Raw genomic sequence first — 24749 nt, 5'->3', positions numbered from 1 at the left:
TGTCTGGGAGGGTTATTGGGCCAGCCAGCCGCCGTCGATATTCCACGCGGCGCCACGTACCTGGCTGCCGGCCTCGCTGCACAGGAATAACACCAGCTCGCCCAGTTGCGAAGGCGTGACGAACTCCAGAGACGGCTGTTTCTCCGCGAGCAAATCCTGCTGCGCCTGCTGCGGGTCGACCCCCGTGGCCACCCGGTCGTCAATCTGCTTCTGCACCAACGGCGTCAGCACCCAGCCCGGGCAGATGGCGTTGCAGGTCACGTTGCTGGTGGCAGTCTCCAAACCCACCACCTTGGTCAGGCCAATCACCCCATGCTTGGCCGCCACATACGCGGCCTTGCCCACTGAGCCGACCTGGCCGTGCACCGAGGCGATGTTGACGATGCGCCCCCAGCCCTTGGCCTTCATGCCCGGCAAGCCCAGGCGTGTGCTGTGGAACACCGAGGACAGGTTGATGGCAATGATCGAGTCCCAGCGTTCCACTGGAAAGTCTTCCACCGCCGCCACATGCTGGATGCCGGCGTTGTTGACCAGGATGTCGACGCCGCCGAACTCGCGCTCGGCGTAGGCGAACATGTCGGCAATCTGCGCCGGGTCGCTGACGTCTGCCGGGTGGTGCCCGACCTTGCCGCCAAACGCCTGCACCTGGGCGATCACCGCGCTGGCGTCGCCGAAGCCATTGAGGATCAGGCTGGCACCGGCCTTGGCCAGGCTCAAGGCTATGCCTAAGCCGATGCCGCTGGTGGAGCCGGTGACCAGGGCGGTCTTGCCATTCAAAGTCGTCATGAAAACCTCACACAATGCCAGTGGCGTAGAAAGTACCGATCACCACGAACACCGCGAGGGTCTTGATGATGGTGATGCCGAAAATGTCCTTGTAGGCCTCGCGGTGGGTCAGCCCGGTGACCGCCAGCAGGGTGATCACCGCGCCGTTGTGGGGCAGGGTGTCCATGCCGCCGCTGGCCATGGCCGCGACCCGGTGCAGCACTTCAAGGGGGATATTGGCCGCGTGGGCCGCCGAAATAAAGCTCTCGGACATCGCCGCCAGGGCGATGCTCATGCCGCCGGAAGCCGAACCGGTAATACCGGCCAGCAAGGTCACGGTAATCGCTTCGTTGACCAACGGGTTGGGGATGCCCTTGAGCCAGTCCGCCAGTACCAGAAAGCCTGGCAATGAGGCGATCACCGCGCCAAAGCCGTATTCCGAAGCGGTGTTCATGGCGGCGAGCAACGCACCGCTTACCGCGCTCTTGCTGCCTTCGGCCAGCTTGCTTTTGATTGCGGAAAAGCCGAACACCAACACCACGATAATCCCCACCAGCAACGCCGCCTGCACCGCCCAGATGGCGGTGAGCTTGGCGATTTCGGTGGACACCGGCGCGCTCATGCCTGGCAGGCTGAGGCTGTGGGTCTTGCCGTACCACTGCGGGATCCAGTGGGTAAACAGCAGGTTCATCACCCCCACCAGGATCAGCGGCGACAGCGCGATCCAGGGGTTGGGGAGGGTGAGGTTTTCAGCCGTCTCCGGCTCGTTACGCAGCTCGGTGCCATAGCCTTCGCCGGCTCGCTGGGCCTTGTTGCGCTGGCGCGCCAGGTAGAGCATGCCGGCGCAGAACACAAAGATCGTGCCGATCAACCCCAGCCACGGTGCGGCCCAGGCAGTGGTGTTGAAGAAGGTGCTGGGGATGATGTTCTGGATCTGCGGCGTGCCGGGCAGGGCGTCCATGGTGAACGAGAACGCGCCAAGGGCAATGGTCGCCGGGATCAGGCGCTTGGGAATATTGCTCTGGCGGAACATCTCCGCCGCGAACGGGTACACCGCAAACACCACCACGAACAGCGACACGCCGCCGTAGGTGAGCAGGGCGCAGACCAGCACGATGACCAGCATCGCCTGGCGCGTGCCCAGCAATCGGATCGCAGCGGCGACGATGGAACGTGAGAAACCCGACAACTCGATCAGCTTGCCGAACACTGCGCCAAGCAGGAACACCGGGAAATACAGCTTGATAAAGCCCACCATCTTTTCCATGAACACCCCGGTAAAGGCAGGGGCCACGGCGGACGGGTCGGTGAGCAGCACCGCACCAAGGGCGGCAATGGGGGCAAACAGGATGACGCTATAGCCACGGTAGGCCGCCAGCATCAGCAGCGCGAGCGCAGCCAGGGCAATGATCACACTCATGGTGTGTCTCCATCGGATTGTTATTGTTGTGGGTGAAACGGTGGGAAGAGCTATAGCTAGATATGTGCCATGTTTTTAACTAATTGAAAAACAACAATATTTTCAGGATCTTTAACAGCACTTTGAAATTTTATCTCTATTTGGAGACAAACAATTACCTAATGTGGGAGGGGGCTTGCTCCCGATAGCAGTGGGTCAGGTACAGATGCTCAACCTGACACACTGCTATCGGGAGCAAGCCCCCTCCCACATTGGATTGTCTTTTTATTGAGATTGCTGTCTCAATTTGGAGAATGGGTGAGGCCCAGCGCTACCATTTTCTTGTACAGGGTCGACCGCCCCAGCCCCAACCGCTTGGCGGCCTCCACCACATTGCCTTCGCACATCCTCAACGCCGCACCAATCACCTGCCGATCAAACCGCTCCCGCGCCGCCGCGAACGTTTCATCCTCGACCGCCGCCACCGTGCCACGGGCCACCGGGCTGAACGTGCCAATCGCTGCGCGAATCTCACTGGCGTTCAATACCAGGTCATCACTCAACAACGCCGCCCGCTCCAACACATTGCGCAGTTCGCGGATATTCCCCGGCCACGCATGCTGGGCCAACAACGCCAAGGCCTCACCATCAAGCTCATGCTGGCTGCGCAGCTCTTCGAGGATCGCCTCGCTCAGCGCCGGTATATCTTCCAGGCGCTCGCGCAACGGCGGCACTTGAATAGGCAGTACATTGAGGCGGTAGTACAAATCCGCACGGAACTCGCCGCGCTTGATCGCGGCTTCCAGGTCCATGGACGTGGCAGCAATCACCCGCACATCGCTGTGCAGCATCTCGTTGGAACCCACCGGTTCGAATTCCTTTTCCTGCAATACCCGCAGCAGTTTGCTTTGCAGCGGCAGCGGCATGTCGCCGATTTCGTCGAGGAACAGTGTGCCGCCCTGGGCGATTTGGAACTTGCCGGGGCGGCCCTTGCGGTCGGCGCCGGTAAACGCGCCGGGGGCGGTGCCGAAGAACTCGGCCTCGAGCAGGTCATGGGGAATCGCCGCGCTGTTGATACTCACAAAGGCTTTGTGCGCCCGCGGTGACGCGCCGTGGATGGCCTGGGCGAGCAGTTCCTTGCCGGTGCCGGTCTCCCCCAGCAGCAACACCGGTGACTCGGCGCTCGCACTGCGCCGCGCCCGGCGCTTGACCTCGAGGCTGGCGGCGCTGGTGCCGATAAAGTGCGCGAAGTTGTATTTGCTTTGCCGCGAACGCAGCAGCGAGCGCGTCGAAGCCAGCTCCTGCTGCATGCTCAGGTAGCGCTCGATCAGCGGCGACAGGTTACGCAGCTCATCGAACAGCGCAAAGCCAATCGCGCCGATGACCGCGCCGGCATCGTCGTGGATCGGCAGGCGCATCACCACCAGCGGCCCTTTGGGTGTGTCCTGGATATCCAGCAGGATCGGCTGGTCGTTGCGCACCACCTGGCGCAACAGGCTGTTGGAAATCACCTGTTCGCAGGGCTGGCCGATGGCTTCATCGGCCCTCTTGAGGCCGAAACGCTTGGCATAGCGCTCGTTCATCCAGACGATATTCGCATCGCGGTCGACGATGACCGTGCCTTCGCTGGACTGCTCGATGATCTCGAACAGCGACTGGATGGCCAGGCCGCGGACTTGCTGGTAGTCCTTGAGGCTAGTGCTCATGGAGGCAGAATCCTGTTAATCATCACAAAGGGATGTGCGCTGCAGCCAGCAGTTCTTTGGTATAGGGATGCTGGGGTGATTCAAACACAGCATGACTGGCACCGCGCTCCACCACCTTGCCATCCTTGACCACGATCAGGTCATGGGCCATGGCGCGGACCACGGCCAGGTCATGGCTGATAAACAGGTAGGTCAGGCCGTATTTGTCCTGTAGTTCACGCAGCAGCGCCACCACTTGTTTCTGCACCGTACGGTCCAGGGCCGATGTGGGCTCGTCGAGCAGCATCAACGCCGGCTTGAGCACCAGGGCGCGGGCGATGGCGATACGCTGGCGCTGGCCGCCGGAGAATTCATGGGGGTAGCGATGTCGGCTGGCGGGGTCGAGGCCCACATCCTTGAGCACCTGGATCACCTGCGCATCGCGCTCGGCCAGGCTGCAGGGTGCATGCACTTCCAGGCCTTCGCTGATGATCTGCTGCACCGACATGCGTGGACTGAGGCTGCCATAGGGGTCCTGGAACACCACCTGCATCTGCTTGCGCCATGGGCGCATCTGCTGATGGTTAAGTGGGTCGAGGGCCTCGCCCTGGAAGCGGATGCTGCCGCTGGAGTCGAGCAAGCGCAGGATCGCCTGGCCCAGGGTGGACTTGCCCGAGCCGGACTCGCCGACGATCCCCAAGGTCTTGCCGCGTTGCACGCTGAGGCTGATGCCGTCCACTGCATGCAGGTAGGTCTTGCGCCGAAACAATCCGCCACTGAGGGGGAATTTCACGCTCAGGTCATCCACCTGCAACACCGTCTCGCGCTCATCACCGCACAGCGTATCGCCCGTCGGCTCGGCGTCCAGCAACAGGCGGCTGTAGGGGTGCTGCGGGGCCGTAAACAGTGTCTGGCAGTCGGCCTGCTCAACGATTTCGCCGGCACGCATCACGCAGACACGCTGGGCAATGCTGCGTACCAGGTTGAGGTCATGGCTGATCAGCAGCAGTGACATGCCCAGGCGTTGCTGCAAGGACTTGAGCAGCAGCAGGATCTTGCGCTGCACGGTCACATCCAGCGCTGTGGTGGGTTCATCGGCAATCAGCAGCTCCGGCTCGCAAGCCAGGGCCATGGCGATCATCACCCGCTGGCGCTGACCGCCGGACAGTTGGTGCGGGTAGGCCTTGAGCCGTTCCTGGGGCTTCTGGATGCCCATCAGTTCCAGCAGTTCGAGGATGCGCGCCTGCGCCGCCTTGCCGCCCAGGCCCTTGTGTAGCAGCAGAGTTTCGCCGATCTGCTTTTCGATGCTGTGCAGCGGGTTCAAGGAGGTCATCGGCTCCTGGAAGATCATCGCAATGCGGTTGCCGCGCAGCTTTTGCAGGGTGGCCGGCGACGCGCCCATCAGCTCCTGGCCACGGTACTTCACCGAGCCGGTGCTCAATGTGCCGGCTTCGGGCAGCAGTTGCAGGATCGAATGGGCCGTCACCGACTTGCCCGAGCCCGACTCACCCACCAGCGCCAAGCACTCGCCGGGGCGTACGTCCAGGCTCAGGTTGCGCACCACGGTCTGGCCGCTGAACGCGACGCACAGGTCGCGGATTTCGATCAGGTTCATAGGCAATTACTCATGAGCGAGGGTCGAAGGCGTCACGCAACGCCTCGCCGATAAACACCAGCAGCGACAGAATCAGCGCCAGGGTAAAAAACGCCGTGAGGCCCAGCCACGGCGCTTGCAGGTTCTGCTTGCCCTGGGCGATCAGCTCACCCAGCGAAGCACTGCCGGCAGGCATGCCGAAGCCGAGAAAGTCCAGGGCGCTCAAGGTCGAAATCGCCCCGGTGAGGATGAACGGCAAATAGCTCAAGGTGGCGGTCATGGCATTGGGCAGGATATGCCGGCGAATGATCTTGCCGTCGCCCAGGCCCAGCGCCCGTGCCGCCTTGACGTATTCCAGATTGCGTCCGCGCAGGAACTCGGCACGCACCACGTCCACCAGGGCCAGCCAGGAAAACAGCGCCATGATCCCCAGCAGCCACCAGAAATTCGGCTCCACAAATCCGGACAGGATAATCAGCAGGTACAGCACTGGCAGACCGGACCACACCTCGAGAATGCGCTGTCCGAGCAAGTCCACCCAGCCGCCGTAGTAACCCTGCAAGGCTCCGGCGGCGATGCCGATGGCGGCACTGATGGCGGTCAAGGCCAGGGCAAACAGGATCGACACTCGCGCGCCAAAGATCACCCGCGCCAACACATCGCGGGATTGGTCATCGGTGCCCAGCCAGTTCACCGCCGACGGTGGGCTCGGGGCAGGGCGGGTCAATTCGTAGTTGGGCGTGTCGTCGCTGAATGGAATCGGCGGGAACAGCATCCAGCCGCCGTCCTGCTTGATCAGCTTTTGCACGTAGTCACTGCGGTAGTCGGCCTGGAAGGGCAGTTGCCCGCCGAACTGTTGCTCGGTGTAGCGCTTGAACACCGGGAAATACAGCTCGTTCTTGAAGCTCAGCACCAGCGGTTTGTCGTTGGCGATCAACTCGCCGCCCAGGGTCAGGATAAACAGACCGATAAACAACCACAGTGACCACCAGCCGCGACGGTTTTTCTTGAACCGCTCGAAACGCCGACGAGCTACGGGAGACAGGTTAAGCATCAGGCGTTCCTCGCGGCAAAGTCGATACGCGGGTCCACCAGGGTGTAGCAGAGGTCACCGATGAGCTTTATCAAGAGCCCGAACAGCGTGAAGATAAACAGCGATCCGAACACCACCGGGTAGTCCCGGGATACAGCGGCTTCATAGCTCATGCGGCCCAGGCCATCGAGGGAGAAAATCACTTCGATCAGCAGCGAGCCGGCAAAGAACACACTGATGAATGCCTGGGGAATACCCGAGATCACCAGCAACATGGCGTTGCGGAACACATGCCCGTACAACACCCGGCGTTCGCTCAAGCCCTTGGCGCGGGCGGTGACCACGTACTGGCGCGTGATTTCATTGAGGAAAGAGTTCTTGGTGAGGATGGTCAAGGTGGCGAACCCACCGATCACCAGCGCCGTCACCGGCAGCACCAGGTGCCAGAAATAGTCGGCAATCTTGCCCACCGTACTCAGCTCGGCAAAGTTTTCCGAGACCAGCCCGCGCACCGGGAACCAGTTCAGCGAGGTGCCGCCGGCGAACACCACGATCAGGAACATCGCAAACAGGAACGCCGGCATCGCATAACCGATCACGATGGCGGTGCTGCTCCACATATCAAAGCTGCTGCCATGGCGCACGGCCTTGCGTATGCCCAGGGGGATCGACACCAGGTAAGTGATCAGCGTCGCCCACAGGCCAAGGGAAATCGTGACCGGCATCTTTTCCAGGATCAGGTCGGTGACCGTCGCGCCGCGAAAGAAGCTGTTGCCGAAATCCAGCTGGGCGTAGTTCTTGAGCATCAGCCACAGGCGTTCCGGCGCGGACTTGTCGAAGCCGTATTGTTTTTCGATGTCCTTGATCAGCTTCGGGTCCAGGCCGCGGCTGGCCCGCGAGCCGCTGATGCCTTCGCCGGATGCGCCGGCGACACCACCGCCGCCAATGCCTTGCAGATGGGCGATGGCCTGTTCCACCGGCCCACCGGGCGCCGCTTGCACGATCACGAAGTTCACCAGCAGGATGATCACCAGCGTCGGAATGATCAGCAGCAGGCGCCTTAGGATATAGGCAAGCATCAGCGGGCCCCTCCGCGTTTTTTCAGCTCGGCTTGCATTTGCTCATTGGTCAGCGGCGTGGGGCTGACCTCCCACCAGGTTTCCAAGGCTTCGTCGTTCCTGGCCTCGATGGCCGGGCGGCCGAAACGGTTCCACCACGCGGCGGAGGTGCCAGGCGGGTAGTAGTTGGGGATCCACAGGTAATTCCATTGCAGCACGCGGTCCAGGGCATGGGCGTAGGTGAGCATCTGCGCCTGGGTATTGGCCTTGACCAGACCATTGATCAGCGTATCGACGGCCGGATCCTTGAGCACGATGTAGTTATTGGCGCCCGAATCGAACGCGGCGGCGGAACCGAAGTAGTTGTACAGCTCCATGCCCGGCGAGGTGGTGACCGGAAAACCGGTGACGATCATGTCGTAGTCCCGGGCCATCAGGCGGTTGACGTATTGCGAGGAGTCGATGCGGCGGATGTTGAGGGTGATGCCGATCTGCGCCAGGTTGCGCTTGTAAGGCAGCAACAGGCGCTCAAGGCCGTTCTGGACATTGAGGAAGGTGAACTCCAGCGGTTCGCCCTCGGCATTGACGAGCTTGTCGCCAAGCGGTTTCCAGCCGGCCTGTTCCAGCAGGGCCAGGGCTTGCAGTTGTTTATCGCGGATCATACCGCTGCCGTCGGTGACCGGGGCCTTGAACACCTGGGTAAACACCTCGTCGGGGATCTGCCCGCGCAATGGCTCGAGGATCGCCAGTTCTTCCTGGGTCGGCAACTGGGTGGCCGCCAAGGGGCTGTTGGAGAAGTAGCTCTGCTGGCGGATGTACAGGTTGCGCATCATCTGCCGATTGGCCCATTCGAAATCCCACAGCATCGCCAGGGCCTGGCGCACACGGCGATCCTTGAATATCGGTTTTTGCACGTTGAACACATAGCCCTGGGCCGGTTGCGGCATCTCCTTGGCCAGGTGCGCACGTTGCAGGCGGCCATCGTCCAGCGCCGGGCCGTTGTAGCCGATGGAGTAACCGGTGGCCGAAAACTCACGGTTGAAATCGTAGGCGCCGCCGCGCAGCACCTGGCGCGCCACCTCGGTGTCGCCGAAGTATTCCAGGCTCAGGTGATCGAAGTTGTACAGGCCACGGCTGACCGGCAAGTCCTTGCCCCACCAGTCGGGATCGCGAGTAAAGGTGATGGTGCTGCCGGAATCGATCTTGCTGACCTTGTACGGGCCGCTGCCCAGTGGGGCTTCGTAGCCGCCACCATTGGCAAAGTCACGGGTCTTCCACCAGTGCTCGGGGAACACCGGCAAGGTGGCGATATCCAGGGGCAGGGTGCGGTTCTCGTTGCTGGAAAAATCAAAGCGCACCTGGCGCTCGCCTTCGACTTCGACCTGCTTGACGTCGGCGAACAACGTGCGAAAGCGCAGGCTGCCCTGGGTCATCAGCAAGTCGAAGCTGTAGCGCACGTCTTCGGCGGTAATCGGCGTGCCATCGGCAAAACGCGCCTTGGGGTTCAGGTAAAAGCGCAGCGACAGGCCGTCGTCGGCGCGCTCCATCTTTTCTGCTACCAGGCCGTAGACGGTGTAGGGCTCATCCAGCGAGCGCAGGGCCAGGGGCGCATACACCCAGCCGTCGATCTGGGAAACGCCGATGCCTTTGTCGATATACGGCAGCACATGGTCGAACCGCCCGACCTCCAGCGCCGAACGCCGCAGGCTGCCGCCCTTGGGCGCATCGGGGTTGGCATAGTCGAAATGGCTGAAACCGGCAGAGTATTTGGCCGGCTCGCCGTAGACCGTCAGGTAGGTTTGCGGGGCCGCGATCACCGCGGTGCTGGCCAACAACAGGGCCAGGGTGGAAGAGAGCAGAGATGAAAAAGCCAATCGCATTATCAGCCTTGAGCGCCGGGTGAAGAAGAATAAGGATTTGTACGCTAACGGCCGGGGCATCGCCAGTCATCAGATGCACAACGGCCCACCAAGGGGTGGGCCGTTGTTTATAGCATCAGCGCGGATTGAATCAATCCTGGCGGCTGGTGACTTCCAGCAGGTGATAACCGAACTGGGTTTTCACCGGGCCTTGCACGGTGTTGACCGGTGCGCTGAAGACTACGGTGTCGAATTCCTTGACCATTTGGCCTGGGCCGAAGGAACCCAGGTCACCGCCTTGGCGGCTGGATGGGCAGCTGGAATTGGCTTTGGCGATTTCTGCGAAATCAGCGCCGCCTTCGATCTGGGCTTTGAGTTCGTTGCACTTGTCTTCGGTGGCAACGAGGATGTGACGGGCGGTGGCTTTGGCCATGGGGAATAACTCCTAGAGTAAAAAACGGTGAGCCTACCGGATTCAGTCGGTTATTTCCTGGCAAAGTTCCCGTCACTTGTTTGAGTCGCTCCGAACGCGTTCCAGGGTTCAGGGCAACACGATGTAGTCGTTGTGCTGGACGATAGCGGCGTGCGGGCCTTGTACGAGATGGACATAACGCCCGTCCACCAGGTCGATCGGCAGGCAATCGTCGATATCCATGACCGCGTCGGTGTGGGCCTGGGACCATTGGCGCAACATCTGCCGTTTGCCCATGCTCATCGCTTCGCGTTTGTTGCGGGCGACCACCAGCAGGTAGTGATGATCTTCTCCGAAGCGCTTGGCCTCGTAGCCGCCGAGGTTGATGAAGTACAGGTGATGGGCATCGCCGTGGGGCGCCAGTGGGCTGAGTTCGACCTTCCAGCCGTCGACGCCATCCACCGCCATCCACGAATCGATGTGCACGCCCTTGGAGCTGCCGAACCAGGCATCGCGCAGTTGTGGGTAGGTGGCCTGCAAGGTGTCTGCCACTGCGAACACCACATCGTGCACCTCGATTTTGGCCCGTGGGTGCTTGCCCCCGAGCATGACGACAAACAGCATTGCGGGTGATTCCTGGCGACTGGCGAGAGGGCAACCATACTGGGATTGAACCCTTTTGTCCGCTCAGTGCCACAGTGTTAATCCGCGAATTCACCAGGAGGTTGTCATGCGTACCATTGATCTGGCCGGCGTTCCCGTCCCTGTCATCGGCCAGGGGACCTGGCGCATGGGCGAAGACCCGAGTCGGCGCCGCGCCGAAGTCGCCGCGCTGCAACTGGGTATGGACGAGGGCCTGACCCTCATCGATACCGCCGAGATGTATGGCGAAGGCGGCGCCGAAGAGGTGGTCGGCGAGGCCATTCGCGGCAAGCGCGACCAGGTGTTCCTGGTGAGCAAGGTCTACCCCCATAACGCCAGCCGCAACGGCGTGCCCCGTGCCTGTGAAGCCAGCCTTCAGCGCCTGGGCACCGATTACATTGACCTGTACCTGCTGCACTGGCGCGGCCAGTACCCACTGGAAGAAACCGTTGAAGCCTTCGAACGTTTGCGCGAGGCGGGCAAGATCGGCCGGTGGGGCGTTTCCAACTTCGATGTGGCGGACCTGCAGGAGCTTGCATCCCCAGCGTGCGCAACCAACCAAGTGCTCTATAACATCGAAGAACGCGGGATCGAATTCGACCTGCTGCCATGGTGGCAACAGCATCATTTGCCGCTGATGGCTTACTGTCCGATCGCCCAGGGCGGTGAGCTGCTGTCCAGCCCAACCCTCAAGCAGATCGCCCATCGCCATGAGGTGACACCGGCCCAGGTGTGCCTGGCCTGGGTCCTGCGCCAGGATGGCGTGATCGCTATCCCTAAGGCGGTCAACCCCGAACACATACGACTCAATGCCAGGGCGGCCGCCCTGGCGCTGGATGAGCACGACCTTGAAGCGATTGATCGTGTGTTTGGCGCGCCCAAGCGTAAGCACCCGCTGGCGATGGTTTAGTTCGTGAGCAGGAACGGCGCCTTCCCCGACAGCCGTTCCTGCTTCAAGCGCTGCTAGCCGGCTACCGGGCTACGCCAGTCGTCCGAACCCGACGTACCCGCCACTTCGTGGGTCCAGGTGATCTTGCGATAGGTGAAATACACCTCCTCCAGATGGGTGAAATGGGCGTTGTCAGGGTCCTGGCAACTGGGCATGCGCGACTGGATGTCCACGATGGTTGCGCCTTCCAGTTCAATGGTGAAGTAGTGCTCCTGGGTGCCGGCCGAAGAGGTGCGCAGCCATTCCAGGCGGCATGACACTTCTTCACCGGTAGTCAGCGCGCTGAACAGCAACGGTGATGATTTGTCGAAGACCTTGCTGATCATCATCGGTTTATGCACGCGTTGGCCGGTTGGCTGCCCTGATTGCGGGTCGCGTGGAATGATTACCTGATGAGCGAACGCCTGCACCAGTATCTGGTCCTCGTGACCTTCCTGATAAATGTTGCCTACCGAGTCCTGGGTGAATGTACCTGCCGTGATCAAACCTTGTTTGACGCCGGTGATAGAGAGGTACGCGGGTGTTGGCATGATGGTTTTCCTTGCCTGGTTGAGTAGGTATGCCGAACGGCTAAGTTGCCGGACCGGCAGCTGCCTATTACAAGAAACGTGCCTGAAAGTGTGGGGCTCAATAAAACTGCAGTCGGCAAGGCTGATAAAAAGAATGAGCAGGAAGTTGTCGGGAAATAATTGGTTTTTAGAGGTTGTTGTTGCGCAGGTGTGCGCAATTGTCTGCTCGCGCCCATGGATCAGTTAGTGCAGGGTGCTCGCGGTTTTTTCTCCGATTGCACTGCGCAAATAACTGCGCGGTCCCCTTTATATAACGGGCGTAGGACAATGCTTAAGTCGCGATCAGTCGCTTGCTGATCGCTTTTTTAATGGCTAAGGTTCACAGCCTCCAGTAAGCACTTTAACGGAAGTTAAAGTTTGCTCTGATACGTTTTTTAATAATATTAAAAGTTTTTTGTCTTGCCTTGGAAGGTGATGTGTTCGACGAAATGGAATATTCCGAAAAGCTGTTCGATTATTATCAGGAAGTTGCGAAAGTACCTTGTCGAGCTGACAGTTTTACCGGTGACGACATGCGTTTCTCCGGGGAGTTTGAAACCCTCGAGGACGAACTGGGCAAGACCCGATCGATTCATGCGCAAGGGCTACCTGACTGGCCGAAGGTCTGCCGGCTCAGCGAGTCTTTATTGCGCGAGCATTCCAAGGACCTGCGAGTGGCCGTCTGGTTGACCTGGGCTCTGTATCAATGTCATTCATTCACTGGGTTGCTGGCCGGTCTCGGTTTGCTGCGCAATCTTTGTGAGCACCATTGGGCGCAGGTTCACCCCAGCAAGTTGCGTACACGCGTGGCCGCATTGGGCTGGCTGGTGTTGCGCCTTGAGCCGTTGTTTGCGCAGAACCTCTGTGTTGCCGGGCAGGTGCCTGTGTTGCAGGCCCTGCTTGAGCACCTCGTGCGGCTTGATCAGCTGTGGGGTCAAAAGCTTGGCAATGAGGCGCCCCAGCTGTTGCCGGTCCGCAGGCAACTGTCGGAACGCCTGGCCCGCACCGAACAAGACGGTGCCAAACCTGAGGTCGTCGTGGGTGCCATCGCTCCCGTCAAGCCGGTAACCACCCAGTTGCCCCAACCCGGGCAACCCATTGACAACGAAAAGGACGCGCACAGGCTGCTGCGTTCATTGCAAGAGCAGGCCCGCCCTTTGTGTGCCTGGTGGTTGCGCCAGGACACCAGGGATCCGCGTGCCTTGCGCCTGGGCCGGACCTTGGCGTGGATGACGCTCATCAACTACCCCGATGCCGACAGTGAGCGGGTTACGGCGCTGCGCCCACTGGCCGCCGACAAGCTCAAACGCTACGAGGAGCGTCTGGCCCAAGGCCAATATGCCGAGCTGTTGCTTGAGCTAGAAGTCAGCCTGACGGGCGCAATGTTCTGGTTCGATGGTTTACGCATGGCCTGGGAGTGCCTTGAGGCGCTGCACGCAGACCTGGCCATGACCGAGCTGGAAATGCATTTCGCGCTGCTGTTGCAACGCCTGCCGAACCTGCCCGAGTACCGGTTCGACGATGGCACCCCCTTTGCCGACCCTGCCACCTGTGGGTGGATTGCGCTCCATGTCGGGCCTCATCTGCACCGCAGCGAGCCTTCAACCGTCGTTACAGACACTTCCCTCGAGCCCTGGGAGGCGGCCTTGGAGGCGGTGCTGCCTTGCTTGCGCACAAAGGGGCTCAAGGCAGCGGTCGTGGTGCTCAAGCAGGGCTTGCACGCCGCGCCCGGCGAGCGCGCGCGTTTTCACTGGCGCCTGGCACTGGCCAGGTTGTGTGTGAAAGCGGGCAAGCACGACCTGGCCAGGGACCAACTGGAGCAGCTGCAAGATGAATTGCAGCGTAACGGCCTGGAACGCTGGGAGCCGCAACTGGCCCTGCAAGTGGGCCAGTGCCTGTACCGATGTTATGACCTGTTGCCACAAGGCCACGGCATACGCGAGTGCAAGGAGTCTCTCCATCGACGGTTATGCCAACTCGATCTCGAAGCAGTACTTGAATAAAGCCCTGTCAAAAAGGAATAGCACCATGGCTAAAGGAAGTTCGGTAGCCCCCAAGGAACGTATCAACATCACCTTCAAACCGGCCATCGGCGGCGCACAAGAGGACGTTGAACTGCCGTTGAAGTTGCTGGTGCTGGGTGATTTCACCCAGCGCGAGGACCTGCGCAAGCTCGAGGATCGCAAGCCCATTGGCATCGACAAGCACACCTTCGACGACGTGCTGGCCAAACAAGCGCTGAACTTGACGCTGAGCGTGCCCAATCGCCTCCAGGAGCAAGCCTGCGTGGAGGAGTTGGCGATCCAGGTTCGGATCAACGCGATGAAGGACTTCAATCCCGCACACCTGGTCGAGCAGATCCCCGAGTTGCAAAAACTGATGGCATTGCGTGAAGCACTGGTGGCGCTCAAGGGCCCGCTGGGCAATACGCCGAGCTTTCGCAAAGCCATTGAACAGGCCTTGGCCAATGGCGATTGCCGCGCCCAGGTCCTGGCCGAGCTGGGGTTGCCCGGACCCCACGCCGAACCTATTCAGTAAAAGGACACTGAGAGCATGACCACGATCGAACACGAACTGCAAATCGTACACACCCCAGGTGCCGGCAGCATCCTCGATAACATCATTGCCCAGACATTGCTGAGCGCTGACGACGAGGCCTATGGCATTGCCAAGCGCGGTGTGTCGGCGTTTATCGCAGAGCTGCTCAAGCCGCATAACCGCGAAGAACCGGTGAAGAAACGCCTGGTTGACCGGATGATTGCCGAGATCGATACCAAGCTCAGCCAGCAAATGGACGAGATCCTGCACCACCCCGATTTCCAGGCGCTGGAGGCTTCCTGGCGAGGGCTGCAGTTGCTGGTCGAGCGCACGAACTTTCGCGAAAACATCAAGATCGAGCTGCTGAATGTCTCGCGCCAGGACCTGCTGGACGATTTCGAGGACTCCTCGGAAGTCACTCAGTCCGGGCTCTACAAGCATGTGTACAGTGCCGAATACGGCCAGTTCGGCGGCCAGCCGGTGGGCGCGATCATTGCCGACTACTTTCTTTCTCCCAGTGCCCCCGATGTGAAGCTGATGCGATACGCATCCAGTGTCGCCAGCATGGCCCACGCGCCCTTTATCGCTGCCGCGGGGCCGAGTTTCTTTGGCCTCGAAAGCTTCACCGGGCTGCCGGACCTGAAAGACCTGCGGGATCATTTCGAAGGACCGCAGTTTGCCAAGTGGCAAAGTTTTCGCCAGAGCGAAGACGCCCGCTACATGGGCCTCACCGCACCGCGCTTTTTGCTACGCACCCCGTACGACCCCCTTGAGTGCCCGGTCAAGACCTTTACCTATCAGGAGAACGTGGTCAACAGCCACGAGCACTACCTGTGGGGCAACACCGCCTATGCCTTTGCTACGCGCCTGACCGACAGTTTCGCGCATTTTCGCTGGTGCCCGAATGTCATCGGCCCGCAAAGTGGAGGGGCCGTCGAGGATCTTCCGCTGCACCACTTCCAGAGCATGGGAGAGATAGAAACCAAGATTCCTACCGAGGTACTGATATCGGACCGGCGCGAGTATGAGCTGGCACAAGAAGGTTTCATCGCCCTGACCATGCGCAAGGGTAGCGATAACGCCGCGTTCTTCTCCGCCAGCTCGGTGCAGAAACCCAAGTCCTTTGGTACCAGTGAAGAGGGCAGGGCTGCAGAGTTGAATTATCGGCTGGGTACCCAGTTGCCCTACATGATGGTGGTCAATCGCCTGGCCCATTACCTCAAGGTGCTGCAACGCGAGCAATTGGGGGCGTGGAAGGAGCGCACGGACCTGGAGCTGGAGCTCAATAAATGGATTCGCCAGTACGTGGCGGACCAGGAAAACCCCAGTGCCGAAGTGCGCGGGCGGCGCCCATTGCGTGCTGCGCGCATCGTCGTCAGCGATGTCGAGGGCGAGCCTGGCTGGTATCGGGTCAACCTGAGCGTGCGCCCGCATTTCAAATACATGGGGGCCGACTTCACCTTGTCCCTGGTCGGTAAGCTCGATAAAGCATGAGCAGAGGCCAGGGGATGTCCCCCCACAACAGCCTGTTCGAACGGCTTGAACGCGATGCGTCGACCCGCGCGTGCCCCGTTGCGTCCGTCGCCGCACATTTGGGCAGGATGCTCAGCACCCGCGCAGGCAGCGTCCAGGCGCTGCCTGATTATGGTTTGCCCGACTTCAATGATATGCAACTGAGCCTGCATGAGTCCCTGACCCAGTCACGGCTGCTGATCGAGCGGTTCATCCAGGCTTACGAACCTCGGCTGGCGAACGTACGTGTGAGGCTCTTACCCGCTGCCAGCGAGCCTTTGGCCTTGGCATTTGCCATTGATGCCGGGTTGGTCATCGACGGTACTACCCAGCCCGTCGTGTTCCAGGCGCGCCTGACGGATGCCGGACAAATCAAGGTCTGTGTCGATGACCATTAACCGTTATTTTCAACACGAGCTCAGTGCCCTGCGCCAACTTGGGCGGCGCTTTGCCGAGCGCAATCCTGCCCTGGCGCCGTTTCTCGCAGAGGCCGGCCAGGACCCGGACGTCGAGCGCTTGCTGGAAGGTTTTGCGTTTCTGACCGGACGCCTGCGCCAGAAGCTCGATGATGAACTGCCGGAGTTGACGCATTCGTTGATGCATTTGCTGTGGCCCAATTATATGCGACCCATTCCGGCCTTCAGCATCCTGCAGTTTGACCCTTTGAAGCGTGCAGGCCCCAGCGTCCGAGTGGCGCGGGACACTGCGGTGGAAAGCACGCCGATACAAGGTGAACGTTGCCGTTTTCGTACCTGCTATGCCACCGACGTCATGGCCCTGCAACTCAGCGGCCTGGAGTACCGGTGCCAAGCCGAAGGCGCGTGGCTGGACCTGCGCCTGACCATGAGCGCAGAAGGCAGCTTCAATGACCTGGCGTTTGATTCGTTGCGGTTGCACCTGGCCGGCGACCACTACGTCAGCCAGGGCTTGTACCTTGGCCTGCTGCGCCATCTTGACGGTATCCAGGTGTTGCTGTCGGGCCACGACGGCTTGCCGCTCAACACCGCCGATGGACATCCCGTGACGCTGCATCTCAGTGCCGGCCAGGTTCAGCCAGTGGGTTTTGCCCCGGAACAGGCGCTGATGCCTTACCCGCAAAACACGTTCGGTGGTTATCGCCACCTGCAGGAGTACTTTGCCTTTCCCGAGAAGTACCTGTTTGTCGACGTTGAAGGACTGAATGTATTGCACACACTGCCCCGCGAGCTGCTCAAGCAGGCGCACGGAATGGTCGTGCGTTTCCAATTGCACACGCAGGGGCGCGATGGCCTGCGCCCGAGCCTGGATAACGTGAAGCTGTATTGCACGCCTATCGCCAACCTGTTCAATCAAGACGCGATTCCCATTCGCCTGGACGGCAAGCAGGACGAGTACCTCCTGATGCCCGGTGGATATGCGCCGGGGCACGCCAGTGTGTTCTCCGTGGATCGGGTCACTGGGTGGCGCCCTGGTGGGTTGGGTCACCAAGCCTATGTGCCTTTCGAGTCCTTTGAACATGATGCAAGCCATGAATCGCTGGCTGCACCTCCCAGCTACAGCATTCGCCAACGCTCCTCGGTGCAGCATGGCGGGCTGGAGACCTGGATGGGCTTTGGCACGCGGCGCGCGCAGGGCCAGGAAACGTTGTCGATAGAACTGACCTGTACCAATAGCAACCTGGCGCAGCAGATCCGTCTAGGCGAAATCAACCAGCCCGGCGAGCAGGCACCGGAGTCGTTGACGTTTCACAACATCACGACGCCTACCGCGAGCTTCACGCCGCCCTTGGAACAAGACTTCCTGTGGCGGCTGATCAGCAACATGTCGCTCAACTATCTGTCGTTGACCGATATCAACGCCTTGAAAGTGGTCCTCGAAACCTACGACCTGCCGCGCTATCACGATCGACAGGCACTCAAGGTCAGCCAGAAAAGGTTGGGTGCGTTGCGTTCCATTCGCCACGAGGCGGTGGACCGGCTGCACCGTGGGCTGCCCATCCGGGGGCTGCGCATCGACCTGACCGTCGATCCCCAAGGCTTCGTCGGCCACGGCGACCTGTTTCTGTTTGCCTCTGTCATCAATCAGTTCTTTGCACTCTATGCCAACCTCAATTCGTATCACGAGTTGCGGGTCCTCAGCACACAAGGAGACGTGTATCTATGGCCATCCCGGACGGGCCAGCAACCCCTGCTCTGACCCGGCTTTGCCGTGTTATCCGCGAGTACACGCTGTTCCAGGCGGTCTTGCAGGTGACCGAACGGTTGCGCGAGGCGCATCCGCTGCTGGACGAAGATGCGTTGTACGACCAACTGGAATTCCAGGCCAACCCGAGCCTGGGGTTTGCGGCACACGATATTGACCGGGTGGAGTTCTTCATGGACCACGGGCGTTTGCGTGCCCGCCTGCGCCTCAACGTGCTGGGGTTATTCGGCGCAGGGTCGCCACTGCCGGCGTTTTATGCTGAACAGGCGCTAGCTGAGCAACCAGGGGGCAATCCTACCCGTGACTTTCTGGATATGTTTCATCACCGTTTGCACCGTCTGATGCTGCCGATCTGGCGTAAATATCGCTATCGGGCGTGTTTCCAGACGGGTGCCAACGATGCGTTCTCCGCGCAGATGTTTGCGCTGATCGGCCTGGGCGGCGACGCGATACGGCGTGCATCGCAACTGGACTGCAAACACCTTCTGCCTTACCTGGGGCTGTTGAGCCTGCGAGCGCGCTCGGCTGCCGTGGTCGAGTCCGTGCTGCGTCACTACTTCAAGCACGACGCGTTGTTCATCGAGCAATGGGTCGAGCGCCGGGTTGATATCAACCCTGTGCAGCGCAACGGCCTGGGGCGCGCCAACTGTGCACTCGGTGAGGACCTGGTCCTGGGGCAGCAGGTTGCGGACCGCTGCGGCAAGTTCAGGGTGCAGTTGCAGGCGCTGGGCTGGCAACGGTTTCACGACTTCCTGCCGACCGGAAAGGCCCATCAGCCGCTGTGTGCACTGGTGCGCCTGGCTACTGGCAGCCCTTTGGACTATGACCTGCGCCTGGTGCTGGCGCGCAGCGAAATCAAGGCGCTGCACATTGGCCAGGACAACGTTTGCCGCCTGGGTTGGACCAGTTGGCTGAACCATGAGCGAGCCGATGGCGTGGTGACGCTTGCCGGCCATTTTTTAGGGACTGATGACCATGCTTAATGAGGACATGCAAGCGCTGACCGGCACGTGTGCATTCACTGTCGATGCGCTGTCCGTCTGCTTCACCCGCCTGGGATTTGAACATGATGAACACGTGCTGCCCGGGAAATGCGTGGCGGACGTCGCGCAACTGGCCCAGTGCGAGCTCAGCCAGCTGTATCTGTTCGATGAAACGAGTGACCGATTGGAGCTGGTCGCCCAACATTATCCCGACGGGCCTTCGCTGGACTCGGCATGCACACGCGCAGACCCGCGCAATCAACAACTGCTGCACTACACCTTGAACCAGCGCGCCGCCTTCAGCCTCGATGAGGTACAAGGCAGTTGCTATGACACCCGCTTCCTGCCTATGTCGCCGGCACCGTGGCGTGCACTGCTGAGCATGCCGCTGTTCAGCGGATCTGGCCGGCTTACCGGAGTGTTGTTGTGCGCCAGCCAACGCCCGGTCCAGTTGCACGGCTACGCAATATCCCTGGGCCAACTGGGCAGTTTTGCCGTGGAGCGGTTGCATGTGCTGCGCGGCATGCGCACCAGGGTTGGCGCGCCGCCAAGGCAGGCTGTGCCGTTGGACGGGGCATACGGTTTGATCGGCAACAGTGCAGCCATGGCACAGACGCGCCAGTTGATCAGCAAAGTCCTGCATACCCCTTACACCGTCCTGCTGTTCGGCGAGACCGGCACTGGCAAGGAGGTGGTGGCCCGGGCCATTCACGCGGCGGGCCCACGCAGTGCCAGGGCCTTTGTCGTGCAGAACTGTGCAGCATTTGCCGAAGGGTTGCTGGAGAGTGAGCTGTTCGGCTATCGCAAAGGCGCGTTTACCGGTGCAGACCGCAATCATGCGGGGCTGTTTGACGCTGCCGACGGCGGTACGTTGTTGCTCGATGAAATCGGTGACATGCCGCTGCTATTGCAAGCAAAGTTGTTGCGGGTTCTGCAGGAAGGCGAGATTCGTCCGCTGGGCGCCAGTGCGGCGCACAAGGTCGATGTGCGCATCATCGCCGCAACTCATCGCGACCTGGCGGCCATGGTCGCCGAGGGGCGCTTTCGCGAAGACCTGTATTACCGGCTTGCGCAGTTCCCCCTCCAATTGCCCGCACTGCGTGAGCGTGACGGCGATGTGCTGCAACTGGCCCGGCATTTCACCGATCAGGCCTGTGCACAGTTGGGCAGGGCGCCGGTCGAGTGGTCGAACGCTGCGCTTGACCAGCTGTCGAGCCATGGTTTCCCCGGCAATGTGCGCGAGCTCAAATGCCTGGTCGAACGCGCCGTCCTGATGTGTGACGACAACCTGGTTCTACCGCTGCACCTGTCGATGCCACTGACGCCGACGGCGGCTGACGACGCGACGCTACGCAAGCGTATGGAGCGGGTCGAGCGCGTGTTCCTGCTCGATTGCCTGCACAAAAACCACGGCAACCGTACCCGTACCGCGCGGGAGCTGGGGGTGGCACGGCGCACACTGCTCTACCGGCTTGCACGCTTGAACATACCTGTTGGCGGTGCCAGGGAAGAGCGCTGAATGGCACACATGATTTTGACTGAGGGAGAAACCGGATGCCTGATCGTCCGTTGCAAGCCGTTTTGCTGGTGCTGTGTTTGTTGGGCGGCTGTAACGCCAACACCGTCTTTGACGATGCCGAGTATCGTCCTTTGGGCGAGCCCCAGGCGGTCACCCGTGGCCGATGAATGGAGGGGGCCAGAGGATGCAACTGGTGTTTGAGGTCTGTGAAGTCGAACGCGCAAAAAACATACCCCTGGCCCGCAAGGTATTTGACGGCACAGGCGGTGTGATCGGCCGCGGCTCCGGGTGTGACTGGGTAATACCCGATCCGAGCCGCGTGCTCTCCAGTCATCACGGCTTGGTCGGCTATCGTGGAGGCCGCTATTTCCTGACGGATATCAGCCGCAATGGGACCGGGATGGCGGGCAGCGCAGAACGCCTGCGCAAAGGGCAGGCGCGCTTGATCAGTGATGGCGATGTATTTGACCTTGGGCCAGTGACGATACGCGCGCAATTGCTGAAAGCGCCCCGCCACGGCAGCGAGCAGCGGGTCATCACAGGGGGGCCGATTCCAGATGATGCGTTCCTGTCTTTGGATCCTCTGCATGCGCTCGACCATGATCACCCGCGTCGAGCCCGCTCGGAGGACCTGGAGGCATTGAGCGAGATAGTCGATGAGCCCTGCACGTGGGTTGACAGCCAGGGCGCCGAGCGGGAACACCTGGTAGTGCCTTGCCCGGTCGATCCCGCGGTGGCGCCTGGCCCGGTGGACCCGATAGCGGTGGCGGCGCCCTCCGACGAGCTGTTCTGGGGGCAGTTTGCAACAGCGCTGGGCATCGACCTGAATACCCTCGAGAGGTCCGGCCGGGAAGCCCTGGCAATCAAGGTGGCGCGCCTGTTCCACCTGGGCGTGAATGGCCTGCAACAGACGCTGCGTACCTGTGACGAACTGAACAGCGAGTTTGCTTCGGCGCCAGGTGCCAGTCTGGACCTGGCCCAGAACCCTTTGAAGGTGTGCCCCGATACGGGGGCTGCGCTAGCCGCAATGCTGGGTTCGCAGGTATTGGGCCAGCTGTCCGCTGAACGGGCGATCGTCCAGGCCCATCGGGACCTGCAAGTGCGCCAAGCCGCCCTGCTGGCCGCATGCCGAAGCACGCTGCGTAATGCCAGGACCGCCTTCGAGCCCAGCTACCTGCTGGGGTGTTTTGAGTCCCAGGGCAGGCCGCCCAGATTTTTTGCGGATGCGTGGCATTGGCGGGCTTACCAGCGTTACTACCAGCGGCTGGCGGCGGATGAACAACTGAATCGGCGTCCGCTGGAAGGTGATTTTGCCAAGGCCTACGAGGAGCAGGTTCGCCTGATTGGCGCCTTGCATATGGATTTCCCAGGATGAGAGTCATGCATCGAATTACCCTTGCAGCCCTGCTGTTCCTGCTCGGTCCGTTGGCAGGCTGCAGCGCGATTTCGCCTTTTTCGACGCTGACCAAGTTGGACCTGGTGCTGACCGCCAGCGAACAGGTCAACCCAGACCTGCACGGTCGACCCTCTCCAGTGGTGGTTCATCTGATTGAACTGCGCCATGGCGTGGCCTTCGAGAATGCCGACTTCTTCAGCCTGTATGGCCACGCTGAGCAGGTGCTGCCAAAGGACTGGGTGAGCAGTGAGGAAGTTGAACTGCGCCCCGGCGACGGCCTGGCGCTCAAACTCAGGGTCGGGCCTGACAGTCGCTTCGTGGGTGTGCTGGCGGCGTATCGAGATTTGCCCCATGTACGCTGGCGGCTGCTGATTCCCGTCACCGCCCGGCAACTGACACGGGCCGAGCTGGTGCTGGACGGGGCCGGCATTCGGGTCGCCGGCCATTTGCCTGACCTGGAGGCGCGCTGATATGCCGATTCATAAAGTCATCTGGCAGGAAGGCATGCTGTTGCGCCCACAGCACTTGCAGCACAACGACCGTTATTACCACCAGCAACTTGAGCAGACGCGCCTGCTGGGCAGTGACGCCTGGGGTTTCCTGACGCTGGACCTCAACGTGCAGTACCTGAACCTGGGCAAGCTGGTGGTCAATCAGGCCAGCGGCGTCTTGCCGGACGGCAGCCTGTTTGAGTTGAGCGCAGCCATGGAACCCTTGGTCTTGCAGGTGCCGCCGAATACGGAACAGCAAGGGATTTACCTGGCGCTGCCCCTGGCGAGCGGCAATCAGGTCGAAGTGCGCCAACCGCAGCATAGCGATGTCCTGGCGCGTTACCTAAGCTGTGAAGTGGAAGTGGGGGATAGCAACGTGGGAGTGGATTCGCTTTGCCAGGTGCACTGCGCACGCCCCGACTTGCGTCTGCTGCTGGGCGAGCACCAGAGCGACCAGCGCTTTGTCAAACTCAAGATCGCGCAGGTGCTGAACTCCAGCGCCGAGGGGGGGCTGAGCCTGGATACGGACTTTCTCCCGTCGTTCATTTTTGTGCAGGCGCATGGCTATGTGGCGTCGTGCCTGAAGGAGGTAATCGGCCTGCTTGCCAGCCGAGGCGATGCCATTGCGGCGCGGATCCGTGCCGGAGGCAACGGCGCTGGCGCGCAAATCGGTGACTTGTTGATGCTGCAAGTGATCAATCGCACAGAGCTGGAACTGCGTCACCGCCTGAGCCAGCCCCAGGTGCGTCCTGAAGCGGTGTTCCGCGCGTTGGTGTCGATGCTTGGCGAGTTATCGACCTTCGCCAACGACAGCAAGCGTGCGCAACTGGAGGTGCATTACCGGCATGGCGACCAGGGCGCGAGTTTTCGCGGGCTGATGGAGCCCGTGCGAGCGGTGTTGTCGATGGTGCTGGAACAGCACGCTATCGAATTGACCCTGCAGCAACGCCAGTACGGCGTGCTGGTGTGTCCGGTGAGCGAATTGAAATTGCTCGGTGCGGCCACATTCATCCTGGCCGCCAGGGCGCAGTGTGACGCAGAGGAACTGCGCCAGCGCCTGCCGGCTCATCTGAAGATTGGGCCGGTAGAGCGCATACGGGAGTTGGTCAACCTGCATCTTGCCGGGATCAAGGTCAAGCCACTGCCGGTGGCGCCGCGGCAGATTCCGTTTCATGCCGCCAAGACCTATTTCATGCTCGACATGAGCGCCCGCGATATCGCGCAGTTGGAGCAGTCCGGTGGTTTCGCTTTCCATGTGGGAGGTGAGTTCGTCGGGCTTGAACTCGATTTTTGGGCCATCAGGAACTGAATGCCATGGACAGCGACTACTCACAAGATGAAAAAACCGTCCTGCTCGACCGCGAGAGCCATGGGCCTGTACAGGGGCCGCTGACGGACTTCCCGTCGCCGCCGCGCTACGAGCAACTTGAGGACCGCATGATCTACGCGGGCCATTTGCTTGACGCGCAGAGTTTCAACGCGGGGCTCAACCCGATGGTCGCCGCAGCCGGAGAGTTATTGTCGGAAATTGTGCGACTCAAGGTCAGCGCCGAGCGCGAAGACCTGGGCATGCTCAACGACCGGTTGTCATTGGCGATGACTCAATTCGAAACCCGTGCCTTGCAGGGTGGTGTTGAAAACAACCAGGTCATGTCCGCGCGTTATGTGTTGTGCAGCGTTCTCGATGAGGCGGTCGTCACCACCTCTTGGGGGGCGCAGAGCGACTGGTCGAAGATGAGCTTATTGAGCCGCTTCCATAACGAGACCTTCGGGGGCGAGAAGGTTTTCCAACTGCTGGAGCGACTGTCCCGTGATCCGCTCAAGCACGTTGCCATGCTCGAGCTGATGTACCTGTGCCTGTCCTTGGGTTTCGAAGGGAAATACCGGGTCATGGAGAGAGGTGTGTTGCAAGTCGAAGCCGTTCGCGATGCCTTGTATCGGCAGATCAGGCATGTGCGCGGGGATGCGCCGACAGGGCCCGTATTACCGCCCCCCCTTGGGCAGGCGCGGCGCAGGCGGTTGTGTGTGATCCCGACCGCGTGGTGGGTGGCTTCCACTTTGGCCTGTCTGCTGGCGATGTACACGGGGTTCGCCTGGCTGCTGAGCCAGGAGCGTGCTCATGCGTTACAACCCCTTCAATTCCTGGCGTCGGACCTGATCCGCACGCCCTTGTAAACGCTGGAGC

Annotated in this window: 23 protein-coding genes; 13 read left to right on the top strand and 10 right to left on the bottom strand. The window is 61.0% G+C overall.

Features of this window, described 5'->3' with window-relative positions; all coding sequences use genetic code 11:
- Window positions 1–12: 12 nt before the first annotated feature.
- From ASD70_RS08715 to ASD70_RS08675, 9 genes are all read right to left on the bottom strand, one after another.
- Window positions 13–786 carry a 3-hydroxybutyrate dehydrogenase gene (locus ASD70_RS08715; protein ID WP_046068490.1) on the bottom strand — a complete coding sequence of 258 codons (774 nt, stop codon included), beginning with the start codon at window positions 784–786 and terminating at the stop codon, window positions 13–15.
- A gap of 7 nt (window positions 787–793) precedes the next feature.
- Window positions 794–2185 (bottom strand): GntP family permease, encoded by a 1392-nt coding sequence (locus tag ASD70_RS08710; protein ID WP_056846215.1) that lies wholly within the window; start codon window positions 2183–2185, stop codon window positions 794–796.
- 281 nt (window positions 2186–2466) lie between these two features.
- On the bottom strand, window positions 2467–3870 hold the full coding sequence (locus tag ASD70_RS08705) for a sigma-54 interaction domain-containing protein (RefSeq protein WP_056846214.1): 1404 nt from the start codon (window positions 3868–3870) through the stop codon (window positions 2467–2469).
- A gap of 22 nt (window positions 3871–3892) precedes the next feature.
- Window positions 3893–5464, bottom strand: a complete 1572-nt coding sequence (locus ASD70_RS08700; protein WP_056846213.1) for an ABC transporter ATP-binding protein — start codon at window positions 5462–5464, stop codon at window positions 3893–3895.
- Between the two features lie 10 nt (window positions 5465–5474).
- The gene (locus ASD70_RS08695; protein ID WP_043050504.1) at window positions 5475–6497 is read right to left on the bottom strand and encodes an ABC transporter permease; all 1023 of its coding nucleotides are present in this window, start codon (window positions 6495–6497) and stop codon (window positions 5475–5477) included.
- Window positions 6497–7555 (bottom strand): microcin C ABC transporter permease YejB, encoded by a 1059-nt coding sequence (locus tag ASD70_RS08690; RefSeq protein ID WP_056846212.1) that lies wholly within the window; start codon window positions 7553–7555, stop codon window positions 6497–6499. The genes ASD70_RS08695 and ASD70_RS08690 overlap by 1 nt, the downstream gene beginning before the upstream one ends.
- On the bottom strand, window positions 7555–9414 hold the full coding sequence (locus ASD70_RS08685; RefSeq protein WP_056846211.1) for an extracellular solute-binding protein: 1860 nt from the start codon (window positions 9412–9414) through the stop codon (window positions 7555–7557). The genes ASD70_RS08690 and ASD70_RS08685 overlap by 1 nt, the downstream gene beginning before the upstream one ends.
- 130 nt (window positions 9415–9544) lie before the next feature.
- Window positions 9545–9826, bottom strand: coding sequence for a peptidylprolyl isomerase (locus ASD70_RS08680; RefSeq protein ID WP_044274278.1), 282 nt, complete (start codon window positions 9824–9826; stop codon window positions 9545–9547).
- A gap of 108 nt (window positions 9827–9934) precedes the next feature.
- Window positions 9935–10429, bottom strand: coding sequence for a DUF1543 domain-containing protein (locus ASD70_RS08675; protein ID WP_046068484.1), 495 nt, complete (start codon window positions 10427–10429; stop codon window positions 9935–9937).
- 106 nt (window positions 10430–10535) lie between these two features.
- On the opposite strand from ASD70_RS08675, the gene ASD70_RS08670 reads away from it, so the two are divergent.
- Window positions 10536–11357 (top strand): aldo/keto reductase, encoded by an 822-nt coding sequence (locus ASD70_RS08670; RefSeq protein WP_046068483.1) that lies wholly within the window; start codon window positions 10536–10538, stop codon window positions 11355–11357.
- A gap of 53 nt (window positions 11358–11410) precedes the next feature.
- Here ASD70_RS08670 and ASD70_RS08665 read toward each other — a convergent pair whose 3' ends face one another.
- Window positions 11411–11926, bottom strand: a complete 516-nt coding sequence (locus tag ASD70_RS08665; protein ID WP_043050510.1) for an Hcp family type VI secretion system effector — start codon at window positions 11924–11926, stop codon at window positions 11411–11413.
- A 467-nt stretch (window positions 11927–12393) separates the two neighbouring features.
- Between ASD70_RS08665 and tssA the strand changes: the two genes are divergently transcribed.
- From tssA to icmH, 12 genes are read left to right on the top strand one after another with little or no spacing between them, the layout of a single operon-like run.
- Window positions 12394–13947 (top strand): type VI secretion system protein TssA, encoded by a 1554-nt coding sequence (tssA, locus tag ASD70_RS08660; protein ID WP_056846268.1) that lies wholly within the window; start codon window positions 12394–12396, stop codon window positions 13945–13947.
- Between the two features lie 25 nt (window positions 13948–13972).
- Complete coding sequence (tssB, locus tag ASD70_RS08655) at window positions 13973–14482, top strand: type VI secretion system contractile sheath small subunit (RefSeq protein ID WP_056846210.1); 510 nt, start codon at window positions 13973–13975, stop codon at window positions 14480–14482.
- 15 nt (window positions 14483–14497) lie between these two features.
- The gene (gene tssC / locus ASD70_RS08650; protein WP_046068481.1) at window positions 14498–15976 is read left to right on the top strand and encodes a type VI secretion system contractile sheath large subunit; all 1479 of its coding nucleotides are present in this window, start codon (window positions 14498–14500) and stop codon (window positions 15974–15976) included.
- Between the two features lie 14 nt (window positions 15977–15990).
- Entirely contained in the window at window positions 15991–16392 is a 402-nt protein-coding gene (gene tssE / locus ASD70_RS08645; RefSeq protein WP_046068480.1) for a type VI secretion system baseplate subunit TssE, read from the top strand.
- The gene (gene tssF, locus ASD70_RS08640) at window positions 16382–18169 is read left to right on the top strand and encodes a type VI secretion system baseplate subunit TssF (RefSeq protein WP_056846209.1); all 1788 of its coding nucleotides are present in this window, start codon (window positions 16382–16384) and stop codon (window positions 18167–18169) included. The genes tssE and tssF overlap by 11 nt, the downstream gene beginning before the upstream one ends.
- A complete protein-coding gene (tssG, locus tag ASD70_RS08635) occupies window positions 18133–19158 on the top strand; it encodes a type VI secretion system baseplate subunit TssG (protein ID WP_056846208.1) in 1026 nt (341 codons plus the stop codon). The genes tssF and tssG overlap by 37 nt, the downstream gene beginning before the upstream one ends.
- Window positions 19151–20677, top strand: coding sequence for a sigma-54 interaction domain-containing protein (locus ASD70_RS08630; protein ID WP_056846267.1), 1527 nt, complete (start codon window positions 19151–19153; stop codon window positions 20675–20677). The genes tssG and ASD70_RS08630 overlap by 8 nt, the downstream gene beginning before the upstream one ends.
- 35 nt (window positions 20678–20712) lie before the next feature.
- Window positions 20713–20844 (top strand): hypothetical protein, encoded by a 132-nt coding sequence (locus tag ASD70_RS08625; RefSeq protein WP_056846207.1) that lies wholly within the window; start codon window positions 20713–20715, stop codon window positions 20842–20844.
- A 17-nt stretch (window positions 20845–20861) separates the two neighbouring features.
- The gene (gene tagH, locus ASD70_RS08620) at window positions 20862–22052 is read left to right on the top strand and encodes a type VI secretion system-associated FHA domain protein TagH (RefSeq protein WP_056846206.1); all 1191 of its coding nucleotides are present in this window, start codon (window positions 20862–20864) and stop codon (window positions 22050–22052) included.
- Between the two features lie 5 nt (window positions 22053–22057).
- The gene (gene tssJ / locus ASD70_RS08615; protein ID WP_056846205.1) at window positions 22058–22543 is read left to right on the top strand and encodes a type VI secretion system lipoprotein TssJ; all 486 of its coding nucleotides are present in this window, start codon (window positions 22058–22060) and stop codon (window positions 22541–22543) included.
- A gap of 1 nt (window position 22544) precedes the next feature.
- Window positions 22545–23873 carry a type VI secretion system baseplate subunit TssK gene (gene tssK / locus ASD70_RS08610; protein WP_056846204.1) on the top strand — a complete coding sequence of 443 codons (1329 nt, stop codon included), beginning with the start codon at window positions 22545–22547 and terminating at the stop codon, window positions 23871–23873.
- A 5-nt stretch (window positions 23874–23878) separates the two neighbouring features.
- Window positions 23879–24739 (top strand): type IVB secretion system protein IcmH/DotU, encoded by an 861-nt coding sequence (icmH, locus tag ASD70_RS08605; RefSeq protein ID WP_046068429.1) that lies wholly within the window; start codon window positions 23879–23881, stop codon window positions 24737–24739.
- Window positions 24740–24749 lie beyond the last annotated feature (10 nt).

It is taken from the genome of Pseudomonas sp. Root569 (assembly GCF_001427465.1).
Taxonomy (GTDB): Bacteria; Pseudomonadota; Gammaproteobacteria; order Pseudomonadales; family Pseudomonadaceae; genus Aquipseudomonas; species Aquipseudomonas synxantha.
Note: the sequence above shows the minus strand (reverse complement) of the source record. Positions and strands in the feature narration are given on the sequence as shown.